Origin of the sequence: Clostridium sp. MT-14 (assembly GCF_042436595.1) — a bacterium.
Taxonomy (GTDB): domain Bacteria; phylum Bacillota; class Clostridia; order Clostridiales; family Clostridiaceae; genus Clostridium_B; species Clostridium_B aromativorans.
In genome coordinates this window covers 24,910-50,319 of sequence record NZ_JBHMIY010000025.1, presented here as the reverse complement: position 1 = coordinate 50,319, position 25,410 = coordinate 24,910, and the positions used below count along the sequence as shown (strand labels likewise).

General features: G+C 34.3%; 23 protein-coding genes. 17 read left to right on the top strand and 6 right to left on the bottom strand.

Going from position 1 to position 25,410, the window contains the following annotated elements:
• Window positions 1–18: 18 nt before the first annotated feature.
• A complete protein-coding gene (locus ACFHWD_RS15395) occupies window positions 19–651 on the top strand; it encodes a B12-binding domain-containing protein (RefSeq protein ID WP_150356704.1) in 633 nt (210 codons plus the stop codon).
• Window positions 648–1,754: a uroporphyrinogen decarboxylase family protein gene (locus ACFHWD_RS15390; protein WP_179977335.1), complete on the top strand. Its 1,107-nt coding sequence runs from the start codon at window positions 648–650 to the stop codon at window positions 1,752–1,754. The genes ACFHWD_RS15395 and ACFHWD_RS15390 overlap by 4 nt, the downstream gene beginning before the upstream one ends.
• Before the next feature lie 168 nt (window positions 1,755–1,922).
• Here the strand turns inward: ACFHWD_RS15390 and ACFHWD_RS15385 are convergent, their stop codons facing one another.
• Both ACFHWD_RS15385 and ACFHWD_RS15380 read right to left on the bottom strand, forming a co-directional pair.
• Window positions 1,923–3,764, bottom strand: coding sequence for an ASKHA domain-containing protein (locus ACFHWD_RS15385; protein WP_378062648.1), 1,842 nt, complete (start codon window positions 3,762–3,764; stop codon window positions 1,923–1,925).
• Window positions 3,757–5,325: a CdaR family transcriptional regulator gene (locus ACFHWD_RS15380; protein WP_150356707.1), complete on the bottom strand. Its 1,569-nt coding sequence runs from the start codon at window positions 5,323–5,325 to the stop codon at window positions 3,757–3,759. The genes ACFHWD_RS15385 and ACFHWD_RS15380 overlap by 8 nt, the downstream gene beginning before the upstream one ends.
• A 238-nt stretch (window positions 5,326–5,563) precedes the next feature.
• Between ACFHWD_RS15380 and ACFHWD_RS15375 the strand changes: the two genes are divergently transcribed.
• From ACFHWD_RS15375 to ACFHWD_RS15365, 3 genes are all read left to right on the top strand, one after another.
• Window positions 5,564–6,190, top strand: coding sequence for a B12-binding domain-containing protein (locus tag ACFHWD_RS15375; protein WP_150356708.1), 627 nt, complete (start codon window positions 5,564–5,566; stop codon window positions 6,188–6,190).
• A 76-nt stretch (window positions 6,191–6,266) separates the two neighbouring features.
• Complete coding sequence (gene metA, locus ACFHWD_RS15370) at window positions 6,267–7,211, top strand: homoserine O-succinyltransferase (protein WP_179977338.1); 945 nt, start codon at window positions 6,267–6,269, stop codon at window positions 7,209–7,211.
• A gap of 50 nt (window positions 7,212–7,261) precedes the next feature.
• On the top strand, window positions 7,262–8,080 hold the full coding sequence (locus tag ACFHWD_RS15365) for a purine-nucleoside phosphorylase (RefSeq protein ID WP_179977339.1): 819 nt from the start codon (window positions 7,262–7,264) through the stop codon (window positions 8,078–8,080).
• 83 nt (window positions 8,081–8,163) lie between these two features.
• Here the strand turns inward: ACFHWD_RS15365 and ACFHWD_RS15360 are convergent, their stop codons facing one another.
• Window positions 8,164–8,832, bottom strand: coding sequence for a helix-turn-helix domain-containing protein (locus tag ACFHWD_RS15360; protein ID WP_150356711.1), 669 nt, complete (start codon window positions 8,830–8,832; stop codon window positions 8,164–8,166).
• 206 nt (window positions 8,833–9,038) lie between these two features.
• On the opposite strand from ACFHWD_RS15360, the gene ACFHWD_RS15355 reads away from it, so the two are divergent.
• On the top strand, window positions 9,039–10,355 hold the full coding sequence (locus tag ACFHWD_RS15355; RefSeq protein ID WP_150356712.1) for an NRAMP family divalent metal transporter: 1,317 nt from the start codon (window positions 9,039–9,041) through the stop codon (window positions 10,353–10,355).
• Window positions 10,356–10,360: 5 nt separating this feature from the next.
• Here ACFHWD_RS15355 and ACFHWD_RS15350 read toward each other — a convergent pair whose 3' ends face one another.
• Complete coding sequence (locus tag ACFHWD_RS15350; RefSeq protein WP_378062647.1) at window positions 10,361–12,214, bottom strand: Nramp family divalent metal transporter; 1,854 nt, start codon at window positions 12,212–12,214, stop codon at window positions 10,361–10,363.
• 171 nt (window positions 12,215–12,385) lie between these two features.
• On the opposite strand from ACFHWD_RS15350, the gene infC reads away from it, so the two are divergent.
• From infC to ACFHWD_RS15325, 5 genes are all read left to right on the top strand, one after another.
• Window positions 12,386–12,916, top strand: a complete 531-nt coding sequence (infC, locus tag ACFHWD_RS15345) for a translation initiation factor IF-3 (RefSeq protein WP_179977341.1) — start codon at window positions 12,386–12,388, stop codon at window positions 12,914–12,916.
• 278 nt (window positions 12,917–13,194) lie between these two features.
• Window positions 13,195–13,404: a FeoA family protein gene (locus ACFHWD_RS15340; protein WP_106008614.1), complete on the top strand. Its 210-nt coding sequence runs from the start codon at window positions 13,195–13,197 to the stop codon at window positions 13,402–13,404.
• A gap of 39 nt (window positions 13,405–13,443) precedes the next feature.
• Window positions 13,444–13,665, top strand: coding sequence for a FeoA family protein (locus ACFHWD_RS15335; protein ID WP_150356714.1), 222 nt, complete (start codon window positions 13,444–13,446; stop codon window positions 13,663–13,665).
• Window positions 13,666–13,707: 42 nt separating this feature from the next.
• A complete protein-coding gene (gene feoB / locus ACFHWD_RS15330) occupies window positions 13,708–15,864 on the top strand; it encodes a ferrous iron transport protein B (protein WP_150356715.1) in 2,157 nt (718 codons plus the stop codon).
• 1 nt (window position 15,865) lies between these two features.
• Window positions 15,866–16,000 (top strand): FeoB-associated Cys-rich membrane protein, encoded by a 135-nt coding sequence (locus tag ACFHWD_RS15325; RefSeq protein ID WP_150356716.1) that lies wholly within the window; start codon window positions 15,866–15,868, stop codon window positions 15,998–16,000.
• A gap of 45 nt (window positions 16,001–16,045) precedes the next feature.
• Here the strand turns inward: ACFHWD_RS15325 and ACFHWD_RS15320 are convergent, their stop codons facing one another.
• Window positions 16,046–16,972 (bottom strand): response regulator, encoded by a 927-nt coding sequence (locus ACFHWD_RS15320; RefSeq protein ID WP_150356717.1) that lies wholly within the window; start codon window positions 16,970–16,972, stop codon window positions 16,046–16,048.
• Entirely contained in the window at window positions 16,972–18,273 is a 1,302-nt protein-coding gene (locus ACFHWD_RS15315; RefSeq protein ID WP_236035205.1) for a HAMP domain-containing sensor histidine kinase, read from the bottom strand. The genes ACFHWD_RS15320 and ACFHWD_RS15315 overlap by 1 nt, the downstream gene beginning before the upstream one ends.
• 240 nt (window positions 18,274–18,513) lie before the next feature.
• Here ACFHWD_RS15315 and ACFHWD_RS15310 point away from each other — a divergent pair, with 240 nt between their 5' ends.
• From ACFHWD_RS15310 to ACFHWD_RS15285, 6 genes are all read left to right on the top strand, one after another.
• Complete coding sequence (locus tag ACFHWD_RS15310; RefSeq protein WP_150357200.1) at window positions 18,514–19,815, top strand: cation:dicarboxylate symporter family transporter; 1,302 nt, start codon at window positions 18,514–18,516, stop codon at window positions 19,813–19,815.
• A 191-nt stretch (window positions 19,816–20,006) separates the two neighbouring features.
• A complete protein-coding gene (locus tag ACFHWD_RS15305) occupies window positions 20,007–21,716 on the top strand; it encodes an ASKHA domain-containing protein (RefSeq protein ID WP_150357199.1) in 1,710 nt (569 codons plus the stop codon).
• A gap of 13 nt (window positions 21,717–21,729) precedes the next feature.
• On the top strand, window positions 21,730–22,602 hold the full coding sequence (locus ACFHWD_RS15300) for a uroporphyrinogen decarboxylase family protein (protein WP_150357198.1): 873 nt from the start codon (window positions 21,730–21,732) through the stop codon (window positions 22,600–22,602).
• A gap of 20 nt (window positions 22,603–22,622) precedes the next feature.
• Window positions 22,623–23,291 (top strand): corrinoid protein, encoded by a 669-nt coding sequence (locus tag ACFHWD_RS15295; RefSeq protein WP_150357197.1) that lies wholly within the window; start codon window positions 22,623–22,625, stop codon window positions 23,289–23,291.
• Window positions 23,281–24,360 (top strand): uroporphyrinogen decarboxylase family protein, encoded by a 1,080-nt coding sequence (locus tag ACFHWD_RS15290; RefSeq protein ID WP_150357196.1) that lies wholly within the window; start codon window positions 23,281–23,283, stop codon window positions 24,358–24,360. Before ACFHWD_RS15295 ends, ACFHWD_RS15290 begins: the two co-directional genes overlap by 11 nt.
• 10 nt (window positions 24,361–24,370) lie before the next feature.
• Window positions 24,371–25,405: a methylcobamide:CoM methyltransferase MtbA gene (locus ACFHWD_RS15285; RefSeq protein ID WP_150357195.1), complete on the top strand. Its 1,035-nt coding sequence runs from the start codon at window positions 24,371–24,373 to the stop codon at window positions 25,403–25,405.
• Window positions 25,406–25,410: the final 5 nt, after the last annotated feature.

The window sequence follows — 25,410 nt, the reverse complement described above, 5'->3', positions numbered from 1 at the left end:
TTAAAGGGAGGATATGTTATGAGTAAAAAGTTAGTTGATGCAATGGCAAATCTAGATGAAGACATGGTGCTTTCGGAAGTAAAAAGATTGAAGGAAGTTGGAACTGCTCCACTTGAAATCATAGGTTATTTACAGGAAGGTATGTCAATTGTGGGGAAGAAATTTGAGGAAAAGGAGTATTTCCTTTCAGAGCTCATTATGTCTGCAGAAGTGTTTAATGAAGCTTCACAGCTAATCGGCGGGTTGGATCAATCCACTGATTCAAAATATGGCAAATTTGTAATAGGAACGATATACGATGATATCCATGACATAGGAAAAAATATTGTATCTACTGTGATGAGAAGCAATGGGTTTGAAGTCATAGATCTGGGGGTTGATGTACCTACTTCAAAATACATTGAAGCCATAAAAAAGTATAAACCTAAGGTTATAGGAATATCCTGTCTTTTAACTACCTGTTTTAACAATATAAGAGAGTGTATAAAAACTATAGAAGATGCAGGACTTCGAAAGGACTTGAAAATATTGATAGGTGGAGGGCCTGTAGATGAAGCCACAGGTAAGTATGCAAATGCAGATATGGTATGTAAGGATGCCCAGCAAACTGTAGACTTTTGTAAAGAAATTATGGGAGGTGCAGCAAAATGAAAAGCAACCAGGAATTATATAATGAACGGCTGAATAGATTAAAAAAAGCATTAGCACTTGAAAAAACGGATAGAACACCCGTTATATTAATGATGGATGGATTTTGTGCCAAACATATGGGAGTTAAAATGTCTGAGTTTTGCAAGAGCATTAAAATATCCAACAAAGTGATATTGAATTCATTGAAAGCTTTTGGAGAGGTAGATGGAGTAAACTCTTCTTATGCTGCAGGTCCTATATTTCCTTTGGTGTTTATGTCAAAAGTAAGACTTCCAGGCCGTGAGCTGCCGGATGATATGCTGTGGCAGTTGGATGAAGCCGAAATGATGACTGTAAAAGATTATGATGTTATTTTAAATAAAGGATGGAATGATTTCAAACAAGATTATCTTAAAAACAGATTACAAGTCGATGTGGATGGTATTACAAGTGATTTGCTTTATGCATCTCAGGCAGATAAAAATATTGAAGATTCCGGTTATGTAGTATACAGTCCCTTTGTAACATTAACTGCTAATGAAGCTCTGGGTGGGGGACGTTCACTTTCAAAATTCATGATGGATTTATATAGAATGCCGGATAAAGTGGAAGCTGTTTTACAAGTTATCCAGAAGGAAAACATGGATGAATTGAGGAAACAGATGAGAGCTGTCAAGCCTACTGTGGTGTTTTTATCCCCTGCAAGAGGAGCCAGCGAATTCTTTTCACCTAAATTATGGGAACGTTTTGTATGGAAATATATTAAAGGTGCAGCAGATATAATCATAGAAGAAGGTGCAGTGTGTGATATTCATTGCGATGGGAACTGGGAAAGAGATTTGGATTATTTCAAGGATTTTCCCAAGGGTAAAATTGTATTTGAAACAGATGGTGTAACTGATATTTATAAGATAAAAGATAAATTGGGAAATCGTGAGTGCATCAAGGGAGATGTGCCGGCAGGGAAACTTGTTCTTGGAACTTCTGATGAAGTATACGATTATGCCTCCAGGCTTGTCAAGGACATGGGAGATGGGTTTATATTATCTAGTGGATGCTCTATACCTCCTAATGCAAAGCCTGAAAATGTAAAAGCCATGATTTCTGCAGCAACTGGAAAGTAAGTGGATTCTTGAGTCGATATAAAAATTGATCATGGGAAAGCATTTCTTATAAGCAAACTCCATTTGAACCTGAGAATCACTTGATTGAAGTTCAAAGCTCAAATGTAATATTTAACTAATTATCTGGAATTAGAATTGTTTGGGCTTTGAACTTTGTTGATTCTTTTTTTAAAACTGCATTCCACGGGCAAATTCCAGATTGAAATGCTTTTGTGCCCCCAGTTCAATATAGGTTACTTTATTTGCAATTCTATCTGCCCGTTCAAATTCACTTTGTGATAAGAGGACAAGTTTTGCACCGCTGCCGGCGGCATTTCCCACTAGTTTGATTTTAGATTCCAGTTCTTTGGGAATCAGGCCTATTGTGCAGGCACTGTGTGGATTCATATAATTACCAAAAGCACCGGCAAGAAGAACCTCTTTAATGTCATCTAGATTTATTTCAAGTTTTTCCACAAGTATTTTAATACCCGCCGAAATGGCTCCCTTTGCCAATTGAATTGAAGTGATGTCATTTTGTGTAATTAGTATAGGATTTCCATTAACTGTTTCAGATGCAGGTACCATTAAAAAGGCATTGGTACCATTATAAGTTATTATGCGATTACTATAGTTTTTTGCTGCAGGGTTTGTGAGTTTGTCCGGTGATAATAATTTACCTCTTTTATTTATAAGACCAGTTTTAACAAATCCTGCAATAATATCTAAAAGGCCGGAGCCGCATATGCCTCTTGGTTTTTCATTGCCGATGACTGTATAAGTCATTGATTCACCAAAACATACATGATCTATAGCCCCATTAGCTCCTCTCATTCCACTGCTTATTTGGGCTCCCTCAAAAGCAGGACCTGCTGCAGTAGAACAGGACACGAGTTTTTTAGAAGAACCTAGTACCATTTCACCGTTGGTTCCTATGTCAACGGCTAATTTTATATCTTTGCTTTTATCCATATCTGTAGCTAAAATTACAGCTACTGTATCAGCTCCTACAAACCCGGCAATAGTAGGCAGTGCAAATACTCTTCCATTAGGGTTTATGTTTAATTTTAATTCTAATGCACTTAATTTTACACTTTCATTTACTACAGGAACATAGGGAACAGCTGCTATATACCGTGGAGTTAAACCCAGAAAAAGATGATGCATGCAGGTATTTCCCACTACAGTTGAGACGTATATATCATCTTTTTTTACGTTTGATTTTTGTGATACATTATCTATTAGTTCATTTAGCAATTTTACAATAGTAGACTGGAGTGATTCTAAACCGTTGTTATTTTGATTGGCATAGTTTGTACGAGAAATTACATCTGCGCCAAATTTAATTTGGGGGTTGAGTGAAGATGAAACAGCGAGCTCCTTTCCACTGTATAAATCCATTAGATATCCAACTACGGTTGTAGTTCCAATGTCAAAGGCTATACCAAACATTTTATGGCAGGTATCACCCTCTTCTATTCCCAGGATTTCATCTTTACCGATTACCACAGTTACTTTATTGCATGCCTCACGGAGCTTGTCAGGCAATTGGCGCAGAGTTGAAATCCCAATTTTTAGATTCTTATATTCAGAATTTTTTAAAGTGAGTTTTTCTCTTAAACGATTCAAGTCGGATTTTTGGTTTTCTAGAGAAGGAGCGTCTAGCTGAATGAAATCTTTTTTTAAAAGAGGAAGTAGGTCGGATTTTTTTTCAACAGATGACTGTAGTATGTTATAATCTGTATTTTTTCTCATGTTCAATTCTACAATCATATTGTCGTGGATTTCTGTTAGACAAGCTAGATGTATATTTTTTAAGATTTCATTTTTACTGAGATGTTCCAATTCTTTTTTAAGTGTTTCAATTTTGGGACTTAGAACTTTGACAGCACATTTACCACATTTTCCTATTCCGCCGCAGGGAAAATCAAAATCCAATCCTGATTTTACAATTGCGTCCTTAAGAGTGCTTCCTTCAGGAATGGAGATTTTTTGATTTATAGGTTTAAAAGTAATTACGTAATTATTCATGAATAACACCTCCATAAATATCCATATATTTAAAAATCATAAAAGTTAGGGTGAGGCTCAAAATTGTAGTAGTGTCATTTAGGTCTATGTTCATTATCTGCTGAATTCTTTTCAAGCGATGAGACAGAGTACTTCTGCAGATGTTTAAATTACTGGCTGTTTTCAATTGGTTTTTTTCATTTAATAGATATGTGTAAAGGCAGTGAAGATAGTTTGTATTATTGATCTTGTCGTATTTTATCAGTGCAAATATTGAGGCATGACAGAACTTTTTTAAATCCTCCTGCCGGGAACAGATCTCTAATAGATGGTATATTGCTAGATCTTCATAGTAAAAGAGAAATTTATCTTTTATAAGCCTTATTCCAAGTTCAATGGACTTTACTGACTGTTCATAGTAATTTTTTATATCAGCTATGTTATGGAAACAGCGGCTTAGTCCGCCATAGATATTATTGCTTTTAAAAAAAGTTATTAATCTTGAAAAAGTGTGTTCAATATTGAAGATTTTATCTTTACGATTTATGAGTGCAACAATAAAATCATTATATATAATTATTTTAGATCCGGGGAGCATATATTCAATTGTGTCCATTACCTGGTGTAGTGAAGTGTGAACAAACTTATTCTGGGGAACAAATATTACAAGTACATACAGGTTATAATAGAAGTTTAAATCTAAGAAATTTAATCTATCTTCTATTGTTTTTTTATTGTTTTCACTGCCATCGAGCAGATCTATTATAAAATTTTCATATCTAAACCCCTTTGCATTTTGAAAAAACCTGTTTTTTTGCATTTCGGAAGATATTATTCTGCATAAGAGTATAATTAGGTCCATGTCGTTTCTGGAAAAAGGCTTTTCATATTCCAAAGATGTAAGATAAGCCACCACTGTGTTGTTGATCTTTATATTTGATATTATTCTTGGAATTCTAAATTTATCCTTATTCATGAATACAGGAGAATTATTTTTGTGAATTATTTCTATAAATTTTTTGATATTGTGTTTGGATGTAAAGTTATAAGAACAATAACCTTTAGTTAGAAGTTCAACCCATATTGGATCATCTACTTTTGCATTCTTTGAAGAAGCAATTAGTTTAAAACTTAGATCTAGAATACATATAGGATTTCCAAGTATCTCATATCCAACGTTTACAATATGTTGAATACCTTTTCCACTGATCAGTGCATTTAGTAATTTGGATGAATTAATATCTGATTCCTGATATTCTATAATAATCTCCTGTATTTCATTGAAAATTTTAAATATATTTATCTTATCGTCTAACACTATTAGATTTAACATAGGTTTTTTTGCGTATTTAAAAGTCATAAGGTTATTTGAAATACAAAGTATATTGACAGTACTATTCTGAGGCAAAACCTTTGGAAAATCTGAATCCTTTCCTACATATAGATAATCTGGGTTAAAAAAAGATTGACTTTCACTGAGAAATTTTACGGCTTTAATTGATATGTCTTCTTTTTGACATATATATAACTTGGGATTATATTTATTTATTTTATTTAAAAGACTGTGCATAGTTAAATTCATGTTGGACACTCCCCATATAGAAATAATAAACTATTATGCATTGGATTTAAAGGTATAATTTATAAATAAGAAGCATAAATTTTAAATTTAAATAAAATTGAGAAAATACATATAAAATGCACATAATGCTTATTTTTATATTGAAATTTGTTCATTGTGTATGGTGTTTTATTGATGTATTTATGATAGGTTATATACAAAGGGTTCATTTTTATAGATTAGAGGGTAGGGATATCTTATGAACAGAACACTTGTGAAAGCAATGGCAGAATTAAATGAAGATATAGTTATTGAGGAGGTAAAGTCTCTTATAAAAAACAATGTTCCGGTATTGGAAATTATTCAGTATTTACAGAGGGGAATAGAGATCGTAGGAAAGAATTTTGAAGAAAAAAAGTATTTCATGTCTGAACTCATTATATCTGGGGAGATATTTAAAGAAGCTTCACAAATACTTAGGAAGGAATTTCCTTTGAATACTTCAGAACAGGGAAATTTTATTATAGGAACTATATATGGGGATATACATGATGTAGGCAAAAATATTGTTGCTACTGTCATGAAAAGTAATGGCTTTCGTGTAATAGATCTAGGTACGGACGTAGCTACTGAAGAATTTATAGAAGCAATTAAACAATATAAACCCAAGGTAGTTGGAATTTCATGTCTTCTTACAAACTGCTTTGATAATTTGAGGGAATGTATACAATCAATTCAAAATAAAGGGCTTAGAAAGGATTTAAAGATTTTAATTGGAGGAGGACCTTTAGATGAATATGTGCGTAAGTATGTAAAAGCTGATATGTTGTGCAAAACCATTCAAGAAACTGTTAGATACTGTAAAAAATTATATCGATTGGATTGAATTAGTTGAGTTGTATTTATATATAATACTATGCTATAATAAAATTTAATACAATTTATACTTTAGAGGTGATAACATGCCAATAAAAATAAGAGATGATTTACCAGCTGCTGAAATTTTGAACAATGAAAATATATTTGTCATGCCTGAAAATATAGCATTTCATCAAGATATCAGGCCTCTTAAGATAGCTATTTTAAATTTGATGCCAATTAAAATTACCACAGAAGTACAACTTTTGAGACTTATAGGTAATACTGCGCTGCAAATTGAAGTCGAATTACTCCATCCCAAAACTCATATATCTAAAAATACTTCGGAAGAGTACCTAACTAACTTCTATAAAACTTTTGATGATGTAAAAGATGAGAAGTTTGATGGATTGATTATAACCGGAGCTCCAATAGAACATCTGAAATTTGAACAGGTGAATTATTGGGAAGAGCTTGAGAATATAATGGAATGGAGTATACACAATGTATACTCCACTTTGCATATATGTTGGGGAGCCCAGGCGGGATTATATTATCATTATGGTATTCCCAAATATAGTTTAAAGGAGAAGATGTTTGGAGTATTTAAGCATAGGGTGGTACAAAAGGATGTTAAATTGGTCAGAGGGTTTGATGATGAATTTTTTGCCCCTCACTCTAGATATACAGAGGTTAGAAGAGAGGATATCGAAAAAGTAGACGAGTTGACTATAGTTGCAGAATCAGATGAAGCAGGAATATACCTGGTATTAGATAAAAATGCAAGGCAAATTTTTGTTATGGGACATTCTGAATATGATCCCCTTACTTTAAAATCAGAGTATTTAAGAGACAAGGCCAAGGGAAGTAATATAAAGATACCAAGAAATTATTTTCCACAGGATGATCCTGAGGAAGATCCAGTAGTAAGATGGCGGGGACATTCCAATCTGTTGTTTTCAAACTGGCTGAATTATTATGTTTATCAAGAAACTCCATATGACTTAAATAAAATAGAACCTTTAAAAAGATTGGATAGAATCAGATAAGTTAGAGGAGGGTAAAAATCGTTGTAGTTAAATGGAATCAACGGTATATTATGAATTTAAATGAAAATGTAAAAGAAGCAGTAGGTTTTATAAGTTTAAATATGAAATTGAAACCTAAAATAGGAATTATACTTGGTTCTGGTTTGGGAAATATAGCGGATGAAATTGAAAGTGCTGAAATCTATAGATATAGGGATATACCTCATTTCCCTGTTTCTACAGTACAGGGTCATAAGAACCGCCTTATGATAGGAAAACTTGAGAATAAAGCTGTGTTTGCCATGCAAGGAAGATTTCATTATTATGAAGGGTATTCTATGAAAGATATAATTTTTCCTATTATGGTCATGAAAATGATAGGCATTGAATCCATCATAGTTACCAATGCTTCAGGTGGAATAAATAAAAATTACAGCAGTGGAGATTTGATGCTCATAAAAGACCATATAAATCTATCAGGACAAAATCCACTTATAGGACAGAATATGGATGAATTTGGTTCTAGATTTCCGGATATGTCTGAAGCCTATGATAAAGGACTTAGAGAAATGGCAAAAAAGGCGGCATTTAAATTGGGAATTTCTCTTCAGGAGGGAGTATATGTATATATGACCGGCCCCAGCTATGAAACACCAGCGGAAATAAATATGTTGGGCATACTTGGTGGAGATGCAGTGGGGATGTCTACAGTTCCTGAGGTAATTGCAGCCAATCACAGCGGTATGAAAGTTTTGGGAATATCCTGTATAACAAATATGGCAGCAGGTATATTGAATCATAGATTGAGCCATGAAGAAGTTATAAAAACTTCTGCTGCTGCCAGTAAGAAATTTATAAATTTTACTAAAGAAATAATTAAAATAATATAGTAATGACACCAGATCACAGGTGGATTTGGTGTCATTTATCTTTTTAATACAAACCTCATATTTAACTGTATAATATGTCAATATCATTTTTGAAGCAGTTTTTCATTTCTGGCATTTACTTCTGCAATATGGTGAAGTACCAATTTTATAGCTATGACGTCATCCAGATATCCAAAAGGGAATACATAGTCGGGAATAATATCAATTGAAAGTATGAAATACAAAAGCCCGCTTCCAAGTAGAATACGAATTTCTTCAGGAGAAGTGTCATTACAAAATTTTTCATACATCTGTTTTAGCTCATCTACAAACAGTCCACTTCCGTTTACGGTATTTATCTTTTCTTTAAAATTCTTATATACAATGTTTTTACCTTCTTTTGTAGCAGCATATTTTTTGTATTTTTCAAGTTCCTCTTCTATTTTGCATAGATCATAGTGGTAATCAAGCAGATTTGAAAATTTTAAAAGTTCCTGAATGTTTTTTATAAAGGAAGGCGAGTTTATAAAATTTTCATTGTTTAAAATGTCTATGTCATATCCATCTGCTATCAGTAGTTTTTCTATGGATACATTTAAGCATCTGGCAAAACTTTGAATATGTTTCATATTCGCACGTTGTTTTCCATTCACAATTCTTGAAATAGTTGAAGTGTCTATTCCACTTAAAGCACTGAGTTTACGCATAGAAAGCGAGTTTTTTTTCAATAAATCCCTGATGAGGGCGCCGAGTTCAGATTTTCTCTCATACACACTTTATTCACTCCTTAATTTATTAGACGATTGCCTTGTAATTATATTACCTATAGTAGATTATATGCACTAAAGTTTCGATTAGTATATAAAAAAACTGTTGAAATTATTTCAACAATAATTTGAGATATAAGCAACAATTTCAGGGTAAAAGTATAGTATATATTATCAGCTATTATCAGGACAATATATGGAGGTGCAGATAAATGAACCAATTAGATGAAAATAGTTTAAATGGGCTTAATGTAGGCAACTTAAAATTTGAGAATACAGCAGTCAGGGAAAAAAATAATAAGTTAAAATTAAATATGGCGGTGTTGGCCCTTATAGGTCCCGGCGTTTTGGCTGCAATGGGGGATAATGATGCAGGAGGAATTATTTCCTATTGTATGACCGGTGCTAAATTTGGCATAAGTTTATTTATACCTCTTACTATTTGTCTTAGTGTGCTGACGTATACAGTTCAAGAAATGTCCATGAGGCTTGGAAATGTCAGTCAGAAGGGATTTATGCTCCTTATTGGTAAATATTATGGTAAGTTTTGGATGAAATATCACCTATATACTTTACTCATTGAAAATATTTTAATGTTGACTACTGAATTCATGGGAATGACGGCAGGCCTTATAATGATTGGTATACCTCTCTGGCTGGGAACTGTTATTAGCCTGGTATTCATGTTATCAATTATAACTTTCAAGGGCTATTTAAAAAAAGAGAAAATAGCACTTTTTATGGGAATTGTCAATATAGTATTTGTTATAATTGCATTTATGGTTAAACCTGATCTACAGTCTATATTAAATACCTTTGTAAAATGGAATTGTAATGTATACAGCCCTGATCTACTATGGTATATTGTTGCAATTATAGGAAATTCAGTAGCGCCCTGGATGATATTTTTTCAGGGAAGTGCCTGTATAGATAGGGGAGCGGTTGCAGAGCACATACGTATTGGACGTGTTGATACCCGTATAGGATGTATAGTTCAAGTGATAATAGCTCTTTGCGTAATTATTTCCGGTACCGCATTATTTGGTCAAATGGGGAATATGGAAAGCGCTGGGCCCAATCTAATAATAAAGGCCATTGGAGCTAATACCGGAAAAACAGCCGCAGTACTGTTTGCAGCAGGCTTATTTAACGCAGGGCTTATTGCATCTATAACAATAGCCTTATCTTCTTCCTGGTGTACTGCGGAAGCTTTTAAATGGAATCACAGTTTAAACGACAGTATAAGTGAAGCGCCTAAATTTTATGCTGTATATATTGGAAGTGCTCTAATAGCAGCTTTTATTATGCTAATACCAAATCTTCCTTTGAATTGCATGGCACTTTTAACGCAGATTATAGGAGGTATTTTGATAATCCCCATATTGATTTTTCTAGTAATATTTACGAACAAAAAAGAGATAATGGGAAGCTACAAAAACAGTTTTTTTGTGAATATCAGGGTCTGCATAGTTGCAGTTCTATTGATTGGGACAGCTTTGTTGTTTATAGTGCATTCTTTTGTATTGTAATACCATTATTTTGCAATCAAAATTGGGATGGAAAGTTTGTGTTTTACCTTATCTGTTATTGTGCCAAATAGTATATCGGCTATGCCATGATGACCATGGGTACCGAATATGATCAGATCAGCATGATGTTTTTCCACAATTTTGACAAGAGATTTTTCTGCCTTTCCATAACCTACTTCTGGGATAACACTTTGGAAACCCAGTGATTCTAATTTTTCCATATACATGTTAAGTCTCTCAATATCTCTTTTACTTTCTACATCATTTGCTTTTTTACCGTATATGCTGGCACTTACACTTTCCACTATGTGAATTAGGATTAAATTACTGTCTTTGCTGCAAAAATTTACAGCCTGAGATAATACGTCTCTGTCATTTTTACTGAAATCAAGAGCTAATGCAATACTATTGTAAGGTTCAATTTTATTTATTTCAGGAAAGAGTACGTCACCGTGTATATCAACTGCATCCCTGTTTCCTGATTTGGAAATTATAGGTTCAAATATTATATAAACTAGCAAGATGCCCATCATTATGCAAATTGTTATGGATAGATATTCGAAAGATTTTAAATTGCTTTTAGACATCCATTCCATAAGTGTTTCGATAACAAGTCTCACATTTAAGTATATTATTAAAATAGATAAAAGCCATGCAAGTATTTGTGCCTTCTTGGAAATGGCAAATCCCTTCATTAAATTCTTACTGCTGACAAAATGTATAAGAGGAATTAAGGCAAAGGCCAGCTGAAGACTGAGTATCACCTGACTTATTATAAGTAGTTCTCCTGTAGCTGAATCGCCAAAATAGATTATAGTTAAAATTGAGGGTATTATTGCAAGTATTCTTGTGATAAGTCTTCTTACCCAGGGCTGAACTCTAAGATGAATAAAGCCTTCCATTACGATTTGACCTGCGTAAGTGCCAGTTATAGTTGAAGATTGTCCGGCGGCAATTAGAGCAACGCCGAATAAAATAGGAGCTAAAGTGCTTCCCAGAACAGGCTCAAGAAGTTTGTGGGCTTTTAAAATATCATCTACCCCGTAGTTGCCGCTTCTATGAAATACCGAGGCAGCTAGTATGAGTATTGCTGCATTTACGAGAAAAGCCAAATTTAATGCTACCAGTGAATCTATGTTATTGAATTTAACAGCCTGTTTTAGACCGCTTTCTGTTCTCTCTATGTTTCTTGTCTGTACAATGGAAGAATGAAGATAAAGATTGTGCGGCATTATAGTGGCTCCTATTATACCTATAGCTATAAAAAGTGCATCTTTATTTGGAAGATTTGGTATAAATCCTAAAGCTATTCCGTGATAGTCGGGTTTTGATATGATAATTTCTATAAAGAAGCTTATACCTATTATGGCAATTAAACCTATGATAAAAGCTTCCATTTTTCTGATGCCGAATCTATCCAGAAATAGGAGAAGTAGTGTGTCAAATCCGGTTATGATTACGCCATATATTAGTGGAAGGTTAAATATTAAATTTAAACCTATAGCTGTCCCTAAGACTTCTGCAATATCCGTGGAAACAATGGCGATTTCACATAAAATCCATAATATATAATTTACAGCTGTGTTGTAGTGGCTTCTGCATGCTTGAGCTAAATCCTTGCCGGTTATAATACCCAATCTTGCACATAGGGTTTGAAAAAAAATTGCCATTATGTTGGATATTAATATTACCCATATGAGATTGTAGCCAAATTTACTTCCACCTGCAATATCTGTAGCCCAATTGCCCGGATCCATGTAGCCGACGCTTACCAGGTATGCAGGGCCTATAAAGGCCATTAATTTTTTATAAAAGCTTTTTCCCTTTGGAATTTCAATTAAATTGTTATTTTCTCTCATAAGTATGCCCCCTCAAAGCTAAAGGTAATTTTTAAGATTTGCTAAATACTATTATAATAGGATTTAATATACTTTGCATTATTAAAATTTTATAAAATATGAGGTGAGTTTAACAAACAGTTATATTTTTCAGTTGCAGAAGGGGAAATCCTTGGATATAATAATAAATAGATGAGTATAATTGTGGAGGTGTATATTATTAATAAAAATAATAATTTAAATGAACAAATTAGGGTGGACAAAATTAGATTGGTTGGGGAAAAAGAGAGTACAATTTTAAAAACCAGAGAGGCTCTGGAAATGGCTAGGGAAAGAGGCATGGATTTAGTGATGGTTTCACCTCAGGCAAAACCGCCGGTGTGTAAAATCATGAATTACAGCAAATTTCTCTATGAACAATCTAAGAAGGCCAAAGTGGCCAGAAAAAATCAAAAAATTGTTGAAATGAAGGAGATTAGGTTAAGTGCTACTATTGAATTGAATGATATAGAAATTAAAGCCAATAATGCAAAAAAATTTTTAAATAAGGGCAATAAAGTAAAAGTTTCTATAAGATTTAGGGGAAGGCAAAACAACTACACCAATTTAGGAAGAAAAGTAATGGATGTGTTTTTGGATAAGGTAGAAGAAAGTGCGTCGGTGGAAAGAGCACCTAAATTGGAGGGAAACAACATGTTTATGATTCTAGCTCCCAAAAAGTAGTACTTTTTAAATAGAGTAGAGTAAAAATCAGGGTTTGATAATTTCAGACCCTGATTTTATTTTATGTAAAAATGTAAAGTCAATTGAGTATTATTAATTTTAACAAACATATTTACAAAAGAAAGTAAGTATATTATAATAAATACATAAATGATATTGAATATCATTATCCTTTGTTAATGAAATTCGATATCTTATGTTAATGATCTTCATTTAGCTATACATAATCAACAGCTCATTAGTTTAGGAGGAGAAAATAAAGTGGGAGGGGAGTATAAATGCCAATTACCATGATAAGAGTTGGAGAATCAGGCAGCATTAAAAATATCACAGGCAATGATAATACCCGTCGACATTTGGAGAACCTGGGATTTGTCCAGGGGGAAAATGTAACTGTAGTAGCTGAAATTGCCGGAAATATGATAGTCAATATCAAAGATGCTCGAATTGCATTAAATAAAGCAATGGCAAATAAAATTATTGTGTAGTATGATTTTTCATTTATATTTAGGGAGGGAGTTAGAAACATGAAAACATTGAGAGATACAAAATGCGGTGAAAATGTCACTGTAGTTAAGGTTCACGGAAAGGGTGCCGTTAAACGTAGATTTATGGATATGGGACTTACAAAGGGGACAGAGATCTATATACGTAAGGTAGCTCCACTGGGAGATCCTGTTGAGATTAAGGTAAGAGGTTATGAGCTCAGCCTGAGGAAAGAAGAAGCGGAGATAGTAGAGATCAGTTAGTTGAGTATTTTAGGTAATTGACGCCGATTAGGAGGGATGTAAATGTCAATTAAAATTGCTCTTGCTGGTAATCCAAACAGCGGTAAGACTACAATGTTTAACGATTTAACCGGCAGCTCTCAGTATGTTGGTAACTGGCCGGGTGTTACAGTGGAGAAAAAAGAGGGAAAACTTAAGGGCCGTAAAGATGTTATTATTCAGGATTTGCCTGGTATTTATTCTCTTTCACCTTATACGTTGGAAGAAGTGGTTTCCAGAAATTATCTTATAAATGAAAAGCCGGATTCCATTATAGATATTGTTGATGGCAGTAATATTGAAAGAAATCTCTACCTTACTACACAGCTTATAGAAATTGGTGTACCTGTTGTAATGGCCTTGAATATGATCGATGTTGTAAGAAAAAATGGAGATACAATAAATATAAAAAAACTGGGAGATGCTCTTGGCTGTGAGGTAATAGAAACATCAGCGTTAAAAGGTATTGGTTCAAAGGAAGTAGCTGAAAGGGCTATAGAACTTGCTAAATCCAAAACAGCTTATTCTGCACCTCATATTTTTTCAGAGCCTCTGGAAAAAGCTTTAGCACAGATTGAAAGCATTGTCAGAGATAATATAAATGAAGTGAACGCCCGATGGATTTCCATAAAATTATTTGAACGGGATGAGAAGGTTCTAGAACAGGTAAGTCTCAGCGGGAATTTAAAAGAACGTATTGAAGAGATAATTTTAAGCTGTGAAAAGAAATTTGATGATGACAGTGAAAGCATTATTACCAATGAACGTTATTCCTATATAAGCAATCTTACAAAACAGGTACTGTACAGAAGAAATAAAGTCAAAGTTACAATGTCCGATAAAATTGATAAGATCATAACCAATCGAATTTTGGCCCTGCCTATTTTTGTGGCAATTATGTTTTTAGTTTATTATTTTTCCATTTCAACGGTAGGCGGTGCCATGACTGATTGGGTAAATGACAATTTATTTGGAGATTTTGTACCTAACAATGTAGAATGGATTTTAAACAGTATTGGGACGGCCGGCTGGCTGAATTCCTTTATCCTGGATGGTATTATTGCAGGAGTAGGCGCTGTGCTTGGGTTTGTACCTCAGATGGCAATGCTGTTTTTATGTCTTGCTATACTGGAAGACTGCGGTTATATGGCACGTATTGCATTTATAATGGACAGACTGTTTAGAAGGTTTGGGCTCTCAGGTAAATCCTTTATTCCGATTCTTATTGGGACAGGTTGTGGTGTACCTGGAATTATGTCCACCAGAACCATCGAAAATGAAAGTGATAGAAGAATGACGGTCATTGTAACTACATTTATTCCATGCAGCGCAAAGATTCCCATTATTGCACTTATTGCAGGTGCGCTTTTCCATGGAGCCGCTTGGGTTGCAACATCTGCATATTTTTTAGGAATTGCGGCAATTATTATTTCAGGTATTATTCTTAAAAAGACGAAGATTTTTTCGGGTGATCCAGCTCCTTTTATAATGGAACTTCCACCATATCATGTGCCGGGAGCAAAAGGTGTTTTAATCCATATGTGGGAGCGCTGCAAAGCTTTTATGAAAAAGGCGGGGACAGTAATACTTCTTGCCACGGTGCTTGTTTGGTTCCTTAGTTCCTTTAACTGGAGAATGCAGACAGTTGATATGGAACAGTCCATTCTTGCTAGTATAGGAAATGCAATTGCACCTATATTTGATCCGTTGGGCTGGGGAAATTGGAAGGCAGCAGTAGCTTCCATAACCGGATTGATGGCCAAGGAAAATGTGGTTGGAACTTTTGGAATACTTTATGGATTCTCTGAAGTTGCTGAAGATGGTGCACAGATGTGGGGGAACCTTCAAGCATCATTTTCGCTGCTTGGCGGATATTCACTTTTAGTTTTCAACTTGCTGTGTGCTCCTTGTTTTGCAGCTATGGGTGCAGTTCGTACAGAGATGAATTCAAGAAAATGGACGATGTTTTCCATTGGATATCAATGCGTATTTGCATATGTTGTATCCCTGATTATATTCCAGATTGGTTCATTTGTTACAGGGAAGGGATTTGGAATCGGTACAGCTGTAGCTATTCTTTTGATTATAGGATTACTTTATCTGATGTTTAGAAGACCTTACAGTGAGAGACATGGTGCCGAGGGTGTTGGAGAGCCTATAAGAGAAAAAGAGGTGGTATAATATGGCAACAGTTATAGTTTCAGTAGTATTGTTTGGCATAATTGGATTTTCTGCATACAAAACTTATAAGTCTCACAAAAGGGGCGGTGGCTGCAGCTGCGGCTGCTCGGGCTGCAGTAAATCCATTCAAAAATAAATTAATTTATAAAAAAGACATTGAATTAGTTCGATGTCTTTTTTACTATAAATTATTTTCAAGATGTTTTTTGGATTCTAAATACAGGACTTTTATAAACTTTTTAACGTTTATATGAATGGGGGTATTTGAAGAAATGTCATTTTGAAGCTGGAGCATTCTTTTTCTAACTTCAATGAAATCAAAAAATTCAGCAGCATATTTTTCAAATTTAGGATTGGAATAATCAGTGAGACCAAGGGAAGCTATATAATTTAATGACTGCATGACAGCTCTTCTGATTCTCTGCTCGGAAGCCTTAACTTCCTTCCGTACATTGATCAAACTACTATTTTCACTTAATTTTTCCTCTGCAATGTGAGTAAATAGTTCTTTAAGAGGAGGAAAAGTTGGAACTGTACTGGTTTTGTTATCGTTCTTATGGGTATATAAATATTTTATAATAGAAAGCAAATCCTTGCTTCCGCTTTCACCAATTACTCCTAAATCACTTAGGAGTAATTCACTGTATTCCAAAATGTTTTTATTTGTTGATATATTATTTTCTGAATTGTCTGTTTTTAAAGAGCTTATAGTATCCTGAATATGATTTATGGATTTTTCAAGTTTTATGTTAGAGATGACCCTTTTTATCACTTCAATAACCTCAATCTTATTTAGTGGTTTTGTAATATAATATTGAACTCCTAATAAATAGGCTTTGCCTATCATTTCTTTATTTTCTACTTGAGAGATCATTATTGATTTACCCTTAAAAGATGAATTTAGCTCGCTTATAGTTTGAAGGCCGTCTTTAATAGGCATTAAAAGATCAATTATCAATATGTCTACATTTTTATTGTGTAGAAAATCACTGCATATTAAAGAACCATTTACTGCTTCACCTACTACATTTCCCAAATTATTATTCTCGATAATTTCCTCCAGCATTGAACGAATGGCGTCATCGTCATCGGCGATAAAAAAGTTCATTATGTCATCCTCCTTACTAAACTTTTAATGGGAATTTCAATAGTAAAAATGGTTTGTTTATTTTTAGCTTCATTATTTAAAAAAATTTTACCTTTTAGGTTTGTAACTATTTCTTTTACATAAGAAAGGCCTATGCCTGTAGAAGGTTCTCCGAGTTCGTTGTATTTTGTAGTATAACCTGGTTTAAAAATAAGCTCTCTTTTTCTTTCGGGTATTCCACTTCCGTTGTCCTCTACTTTAAACACAATTGAACTATATGTTTTGTGGATGTAAATTTTTATAATACCGTTCCTTTCTATGGATTCTACGGAATTTGACACCAAATTATTTATAATTGACATTACTGTATAGCTGTGAAGTTCCGGTATATTTGAAGATATATCTGTTAAAAATTCAATCTTCTTTCCAAGGGATGCAGCGTATTTTCTATTAGTTTTAATCATTATGCTGGCAATTTCAATTACATTCATGTAATCTTTAGAATCCTCAGATAAAATGATTTTTGAGAGACCTGCATATATTCTCTGATTGTCTTTTTTTATTTCATGTACTTGTCCAGCAATATTTAACAACTCTTGAGATAATTTTTTTGAATTAAAGTCAGAATGGTTATTCTGAAGCCTTTCATATAAATTATAGCAATTTCTTGTAATATTTTCAGCATAGGAAAGAGATTTTTTTAATTGTATGGATTCAGCGTATAAGTTTGAAATGAGTAAAAACATGTATCTGTTTTTCTCTTCTTTTTCTTTTACTATAGTCCTGGCTTCATTTAATTTTATTATATTAAAAAATCCAAGTACAAAAAAACTTCTTGTGATGGCAATGATAAAAATTAGTCCTAGGGTATATGCTGAAATTGAATTTTTAAGTACTAGAAATCGTATTAATAGCTCTGTGGTAGAGGAAGTTATATCTACAAAAGTAGCTATTATTCCTATTAAAAGAGGTCTATTATGAAAGTTATTTATTTTTATAATATACAGTAAATACGAAAATACCAGATAATAAAAAAAAGCTGGAAAATGTAGTAGAAAATCATTGTAAAATTGAAATCCACTTTTAAAAATATAATCAAGTGTGATTCTAAATACAACGGTAGATGTTCCAATTGCAATTCCATATAATACCAAAGGTATTTTTTTTACCCACAATAAAAAAAATAGAAATACTGCAGAACTGAAGCTTACACGAAAGGTGTTGTGAAATGGGTAGAATTTTAATTGACTTATTATGGGTAGTGAAAATGTCATTAGAATTAAAATATATAGATCGTCTTTTATGTTTTCATTAGTTTTCAAGTAGACACTCACCTCTTTAGCACAGTTTTAAGACATAAAACATTATACCATAAAATTGCAATTAATATTTGAAGTGTATGAAATAATATAGTCTTATATATTCATTAATTATAAAATTATAAAAATTTTTGTGTATATTGAAGTATAATATAGTAGTTTTTTATATATTGGCATGTAATATGTAATAAGAAAATGTTTTCAAAGATATTATATGATTTATTATACAGGGAGTGATTTAAAATGAAGAGAAAGATTAAATGTGGACTAGCCACTCAGATCCTCATAGGTCTTATACTTGGAGTAATAGTAGGGGCTGTGTTCTACGGGAATCCAAATGTTAGTAAAATTCTACAGCCTTTTGGAACTATTTTTATAAGGCTGATTAAAATGATAGTTATTCCGATTGTAGTGTCATGTCTTATAGTAGGTGTTGCTGGAGTGGGGGATCTAAAAAAGATAGGCATTTTGGCGCTGAAAGCAATAGTGTATTTTGAAGTGATGACCACTATTGCTTTGATTATAGGAGTTGTAGTTGCAAATGTATTTCATCCAGGTACGGGGATTGATATGAGTTCACTTTCAAAAACAAGCATTGCCAGTTATATGAGCACTGCTAAGGAAGCTAGTAATAAGGGATTCATAGATACTGTAATCAATATAGTTCCAAGTAATATTGCGGAATCTTTGAGTAAAGGAGATATGCTTCCTATTATATTTTTCTCAGTTATGTTCGGACTTGGCATCTCTGCTATTGGAGAAAGGGGAAAAATTCTATTAAAATTCTTTCAGGGTACAGCAGACACAATGTTTTGGGTAACGAATATGATTATGAAAACTGCACCTATTGGAGTATTTGCACTTATAGGAGTTACTGTATGTAATTTTGGGCTCAAGTCTCTTATACCTCTTGGTAAATTAACTATAGTGGTTTATTCAGCTATGATTTTATTCATATTGGTATTTATGGGAATAGCGGCAAAAGTTGTAGGGAACAGTATATTTAAAATAATGAGAATACTAAAAGATGAAATTCTACTTGCCTTCAGTACTGCCAGTTCGGAAACAGTACTTCCAAAAATAATAGAGAAAATGGAAAAATACGGATGCCCAAATGCTGTTGTGTCCTTTGTAGTTCCTACAGGTTATACTTTTAATCTTGATGGATCCACTCTTTATCAATCAATTGCGGCTATATTCATAGCGCAGCTTTATGGTATACATCTTTCTATTGGAGCTCAGATAAGTCTGATAGTGGTGTTGATGATAACTTCAAAGGGCATGGCAGGTGTTCCTGGAGCCTCTTTTGTAGTATTACTTGCTACAGTAGGCACTGTAGGGCTTCCAGTAGAGGGGCTTGCTTTTATAGCCGGAATAGATCGTATTTTAGATATGGCAAGAACAGCAGTTAATGTTGTGGGAAATTCCCTTGCCAGTGTATTTGTTTCTACCTGGGAGCATAAATATGATAGAGAAAAAGGAAATAAATATTATGAAAGCATTATTAAAAATACGGATAAGGTGGACAGCAATATAACGGTCTAAAAGATATAAAGGTGAGAATATAAGAAATATTAAATTCTCACCTTTATATCTTTTTGTTATACATGAACTTTTAAAGATAAATTATATGAATTAATTAGCTAGATGTATCTATGATAAAATAACAGTATAAGATTGAAAATAAAGTTAAGAATAGTTTGAATATTAATTTATAACATTTAGAGGGGTAGAAAATGTGCTGTGTTACTTTTTGGGATAAAAATATAAAAATTCATGTGGAAAAAGGTACAAAACTTTTAGACTGTATAAGAGAAGCGGGTTTTGATGTAGAAACTTTCTGCGGAGGTTCTGGAAAATGTGGGAAATGTAAAGTTATAGCCTATGGAGAATTAAGTTCTAAAACTGCAGATGAATACAATTTGGCAGAAAAAGAAAATATCAGGTTATCTTGTATGGCTAAAGTTGAAGGTGATGTGAATGTAGAACTCATTGAAAAAGAGGGGAACTTGAAAACTATAAATAGAGGTCATTGTAAGGATGTGGAAATAAGGAGCGGTTTTGAAAAACTGGAGCTATTTAAGAAGATTTCAGTAGATTCCAATGCAGACTATAAGGTGGTAAATTTAAATGTTCTAAAAAAAATGGGCCTGCTGAAGAAAGAAAAGCCGAAAGCAGTTCAAGGAATTCTATTTGAAAAAACTCTTTTGGATGTTGATGAGTACATAAAAAATATTCTGGGGGTCGCGGTGGATATAGGGACTACCGGTATATCTGCCTACCTTGTAAATTTAGAAAATGGTCAAGTGCTAGAAAGGGTTTCCGGTTTAAATCCCCAGACAAAATATGGTGGAGACGTAATTTCAAGAATAAATTATTCTATGGAAAATAAAGATGGAAGTGAAATTTTAAGCAGCTGCATAAGGGAAAAAATAGATTATATGATTGGAGAGCTAACACAAAAAGATTATCAGAGAAATAATATCTATAGAATTTCAATAGCTGCGAATACCACCATGCTTCATTTGTTTCTGGGAGTAAAAGCGGATTCCATAGCTGTATTTCCCTATGAGGCTGTATTTTTAAATACGCTGAATTTGAGAGCAGAAGAGCTTGATATACATATAAATGAACAGGGAATTGTAACAGTACTTCCTTCAGCTTCACCTTATATAGGGGCAGATATAATTTCAGGAATTACAGCTATAGATTTTCACAAAAAAACTAGGCCGTCTTTATTTATAGACATAGGGACTAATGGAGAAATAGTTGCCATATGCAGTGGGAAAATGGTAGCTTGTTCTACAGCGGCAGGTCCGGCACTTGAGGGAATGAATATTGACTGTGGAATGAGAGCAGAAGAGGGGGCTGTAGATAGTTTTGATATAAGTGAAAATTTTGAACTAAATTATACTACTATAGGAAACAGGGAAGCAGTTGGAATCTGCGGCAGTGCATTATTGGATATTGGGGCGGCTTTTTTAGAAAGAGGTATAATAACTAAAACCGGCAGGTTTAATAAAACACTCCCGGATAAAATCAGCGGCAGATTAGTAGAGAAAAGGTTCTACATAACAGATAAAGTATTTATATCACAGAGAGATATAAGGCAGATTCAATTGGCCAAAGGAGCTATATGCTCAGGTATGGAAATGCTTTTAAAAGAAATAAATATAGATATAAAGGATATAGAAGAAATAGTTATAGCAGGTGCCTTTGGATATCATATCAATGCAGAGAGTATAAAAAAGATAGGGCTTATACCAAAAGGTTTCAGAGGCAGTGTCAGCTTTGTGGGAAATTCTTCTGTAGAAGGAGCCAGGATGGTTCTTGTAAACGTGGATAAGCTTAAAGAAATGGAGGAAATAAGAAAAAATATAAGGATAGTAGAGCTTTCTGTAAAGGATGATTTTCAGAATTATTTTATAAAAGCGTTGAATTTTTAAAGGAGGTGAATAAATGGAATATGTTATTGATTTTAAATGTGTAACTGACAATGATGAGGAAATACCTGAAGAGGTAGTGCTGGATACCGGTGCCAATTTTCCACAGGTACATTATGATGGAGAAAGTATGGCAAGGCTTGCGCAGGCCATAAGAATATATAATAAAGATACTGTATCCATGGTACCCTTTTGTATGACTGTGGAAGCAGAAGCCCTTGGAGCACATATAAAAATGGGGGATAGGAAAAGGGGACCTAGAGTTTCAAATTATGTGTTTAAAAATATGGAAGATTTTAAGAAGATAAAACCAATTGATTTGAGCAAAGGCAGAATTAATCAGGTATTAAAAGCTGTAAATATTTTAAGCAGCAGTGGAGAGCAAACTGCATTAGCTGTCCAGGGACCATTTACTGTAATGAGTTCGCTGATGGATCCAAGGACGTTTTATAAAGCCATTAGAAAGGACAAAGCCAGCGTAGATGATTTTATGGAAGTGATTATAGACAGCATAGTATCTTTTGCAGAAGCTGGAATTGAAAATGGGGCAAAGATAATTTCTTTTGGAGATTCGGCAGGAACTTTGGATATACTTGGGCCCAGAATATATAAAAATTACAGCGGAAGATATAGTTATGAAGTCTTGAAAAAATTATATCCCAGATTGCAGGATGCCATTGTACATTTTTGTGGAATAACTTCGAGTTCCATGGATAAAGGCGGCTTTGTAACTTCTGAGCCCATTGAAGTGGAAAAGGGATTTACCTATGGAGAAGCGCTGAATTACATAATGGAAAATAGAAAGGATGTAAAAATAGTAGGCCATAACTGTATGAGGAAAACTCCAGCTAAGATGAAAACGTCTGTAGTTTGGAAGATAAATTTATAAATTAAAGGGAGAGGATATGAATGAGTATTAAAGAGGACTTGATAAAAGAATTGTCGGATTCCGTAGTGGACATGGAGGAAGAGAAGACAGTAAAAGCAGCTAACAAATGGGTAAAAAGTGGATTAAAGGCCTATGATGCCATAGATAAGGGATTGTCTGACGGCATGAATAGAGCGGGGGTCTTATATGAGCAGGAGGAATACTATATACCAGAACTTCTGATGTGTTCAGACGCCATGTATGCAGGTCTGGATGTGTTAAAGCCACATCTCAATAAGAGTGAGGAGGGTGATAAACATAAAGTGGTAATAGGAGTTGTAGAGGGGGATACCCACGATATAGGCAAAAACCTGGTGAAGATAATGATGGAAACTGAAGGGTTTGAGGTTATAGATTTGGGAAGAGATGTACCACCTATAGATTTTGTAAACAAAACAAAAGAAGTTGGAGCTGATATAATAGCACTATCTACTCTTATGACTACTACTATGGATGGAATGGATCAGGTTATAAAGTTGTTGAAAAAAGAGGGGATAAGAGATAGAGTAAAGGTAATGATAGGCGGTGGGCCTATTTCTCAAAGCTTTGCAGATAAAATAGGAGCTGATATATACACTACAGATGCATCTAAAGCTGCTAAAACCGCAAGAAAAATGTTTGCAAAAGGTGGTGTGATGAGTGAGAGATAAGATGACGCCCATGGAGAGAGCATCAGCCCTGGCAAAGGGAAAAGATGTTGACAGGCTACCCTGTAATCCCAATATAGCAAATGGAGTTGCCCGTATTTACGGTTGTAAAATATCTGACTTTAATACCAGCGGGAAAGCTATAGCTGAATCCCAGATAGCGGCTTATAGAAGGTTTGGCATGGATGGTGTGAGGGTATTTACCGATCTGTATGTTTGGGCTGAGGCTATGGGAGCAGAATTAGTGCTTCCGGAAGACAATACGGCAGATTTGTTAAAGCCGGCTTTAGAGGATGTTAAAGATATAGGCAAGCTTAAAGTGGCAAATCCGTACAAAGACGGTAGACTGCCTGTTTTTATAGAGGCCATGAAATATTTGGTGGATGCTATTGGAAAAGAAGTACCCTGTTCAGGGGGTATAGTGGGACCATTTTCAAATGCTTTCTTTTTAATAGGAGTGGACAAGATGACGAGGCTTTTATTGAAAAATCCTGAGGCAGTTCATAAATTGTGTAAAATATCTCTTGAAAATTGTATAGAGTATACAAAAGTTATTATAGAAAATGGCCTTACGCCGACTATATCGGAACCTCTGGCTTCCTGTACGGTAGTAAATCCAAAACATTTCAGAGAATTTTGTGCTCCATACCTGAAGGAGCTTGTTAGATTTATAAAATCAAAGGGCTCAGGCTGTACGCTTCATATATGCGGAAATACGAAAAAAATATGGAATGATGTTGGCAGTATGGCAGAAGATGGAGTTACAGGTTTTAGTATGGACAATGTAGTAAGCCTTGCGGAGTGCAGCAGGACTATTGGAGATAAGATGAAAATACTTGGAAATGTAGATCCTTCCGGCATAATGTATGCAGGTACCAGAAATGATATAAGAAATGCAGTTGTAGAAGCTGTAGAGGAAGGGTATAATACTCCTAAAGGTTACGTGGTTATGTCAGGGTGCAGCCTTCCAGTGGAGACACCTTTTGAAAATATACAGACCATGATGGATACTGTAAGAGAAATAGGCTATCCAGTGAATGTAGAGAAACTGGAAAAGATGAAGGTAAAGTAGGTGGTTTTACATGTTGACTCCAAAAGAACGATTGAAGCTGGTTTTGAAAAAATCTAAGGTTGACAGACCGCCTTGTATATGTCCCGGCGGAATGATGAACATGGCAATAAGTGAGATCATGGATCTAACAGGATACAGCTGGCCAAGAGCTCACGTTGATGAGAAATTTATGGCGGAGCTTGCTGCGGGAATTTATGAATATGGAGGATTTGAAAATGTTGGAGTCCCGTTTTGCATGACTGTGGAAGCGGAAGCTATGGGTGCAGAAATTTCTCTTGGCAGCAAGATAAATGAACCCAGAGTTATTGAATATCCCATAAATTCCGTAAGCAGCTGGAAAGAATTGAAAAATATGGATATGAACAGCGGAAGGGCCAAGGTGGTTTTAGAAGCTATAAGAATTTTAAGAGAGAAAAAATTACCTGTGCCTATCATGGCAAATTTGACGGGACCTATAAGCGTTGCGTCTTCTCTAATGGAACCGGAGATATTCTACAAGGAAATTATAAGAAAAAGTGAAGAGACCCGGGAGTTTCTGGAATTTGTTACCGATAATCTTATAGAATTTGGTAAGGCACAGCTGAAGGCTGGTGCTGATCTGCTTACTATATCGGATCCCAGCGGTACGGGGGAAATAATGGGTCCCAGGAACTTTAGGAACTTTACACTTCCCTATTTGAATAAAATTGTGGATTCCCTGAAGGAGTATACTGAGTATGGAATTATAGTACATATATGCGGGAGGCTGAGAAGTATATACCCTGAATTAAATGAGCTCCACAGTGATGCCATAAGTTTTGATTCCATCACCAGTGTAAAGCAGATATGCAGCAATGTTAAAAACAAAGCCATAATGGGGAATATGAGTACATTTTCTCTTGAAAATTCTAAACCGGAGTATATTAGAAAGATGTGTTTCAACTGTATTGAATCGGGAGTGGATATACTGGCACCTGCTTGTGGAATAGGTCCTAAAACACCACTTATAAACATAAAGACCATGGTAAAGGCAGCAAAGGATTTTAAGGAATTGTATACTTCATAGCACTA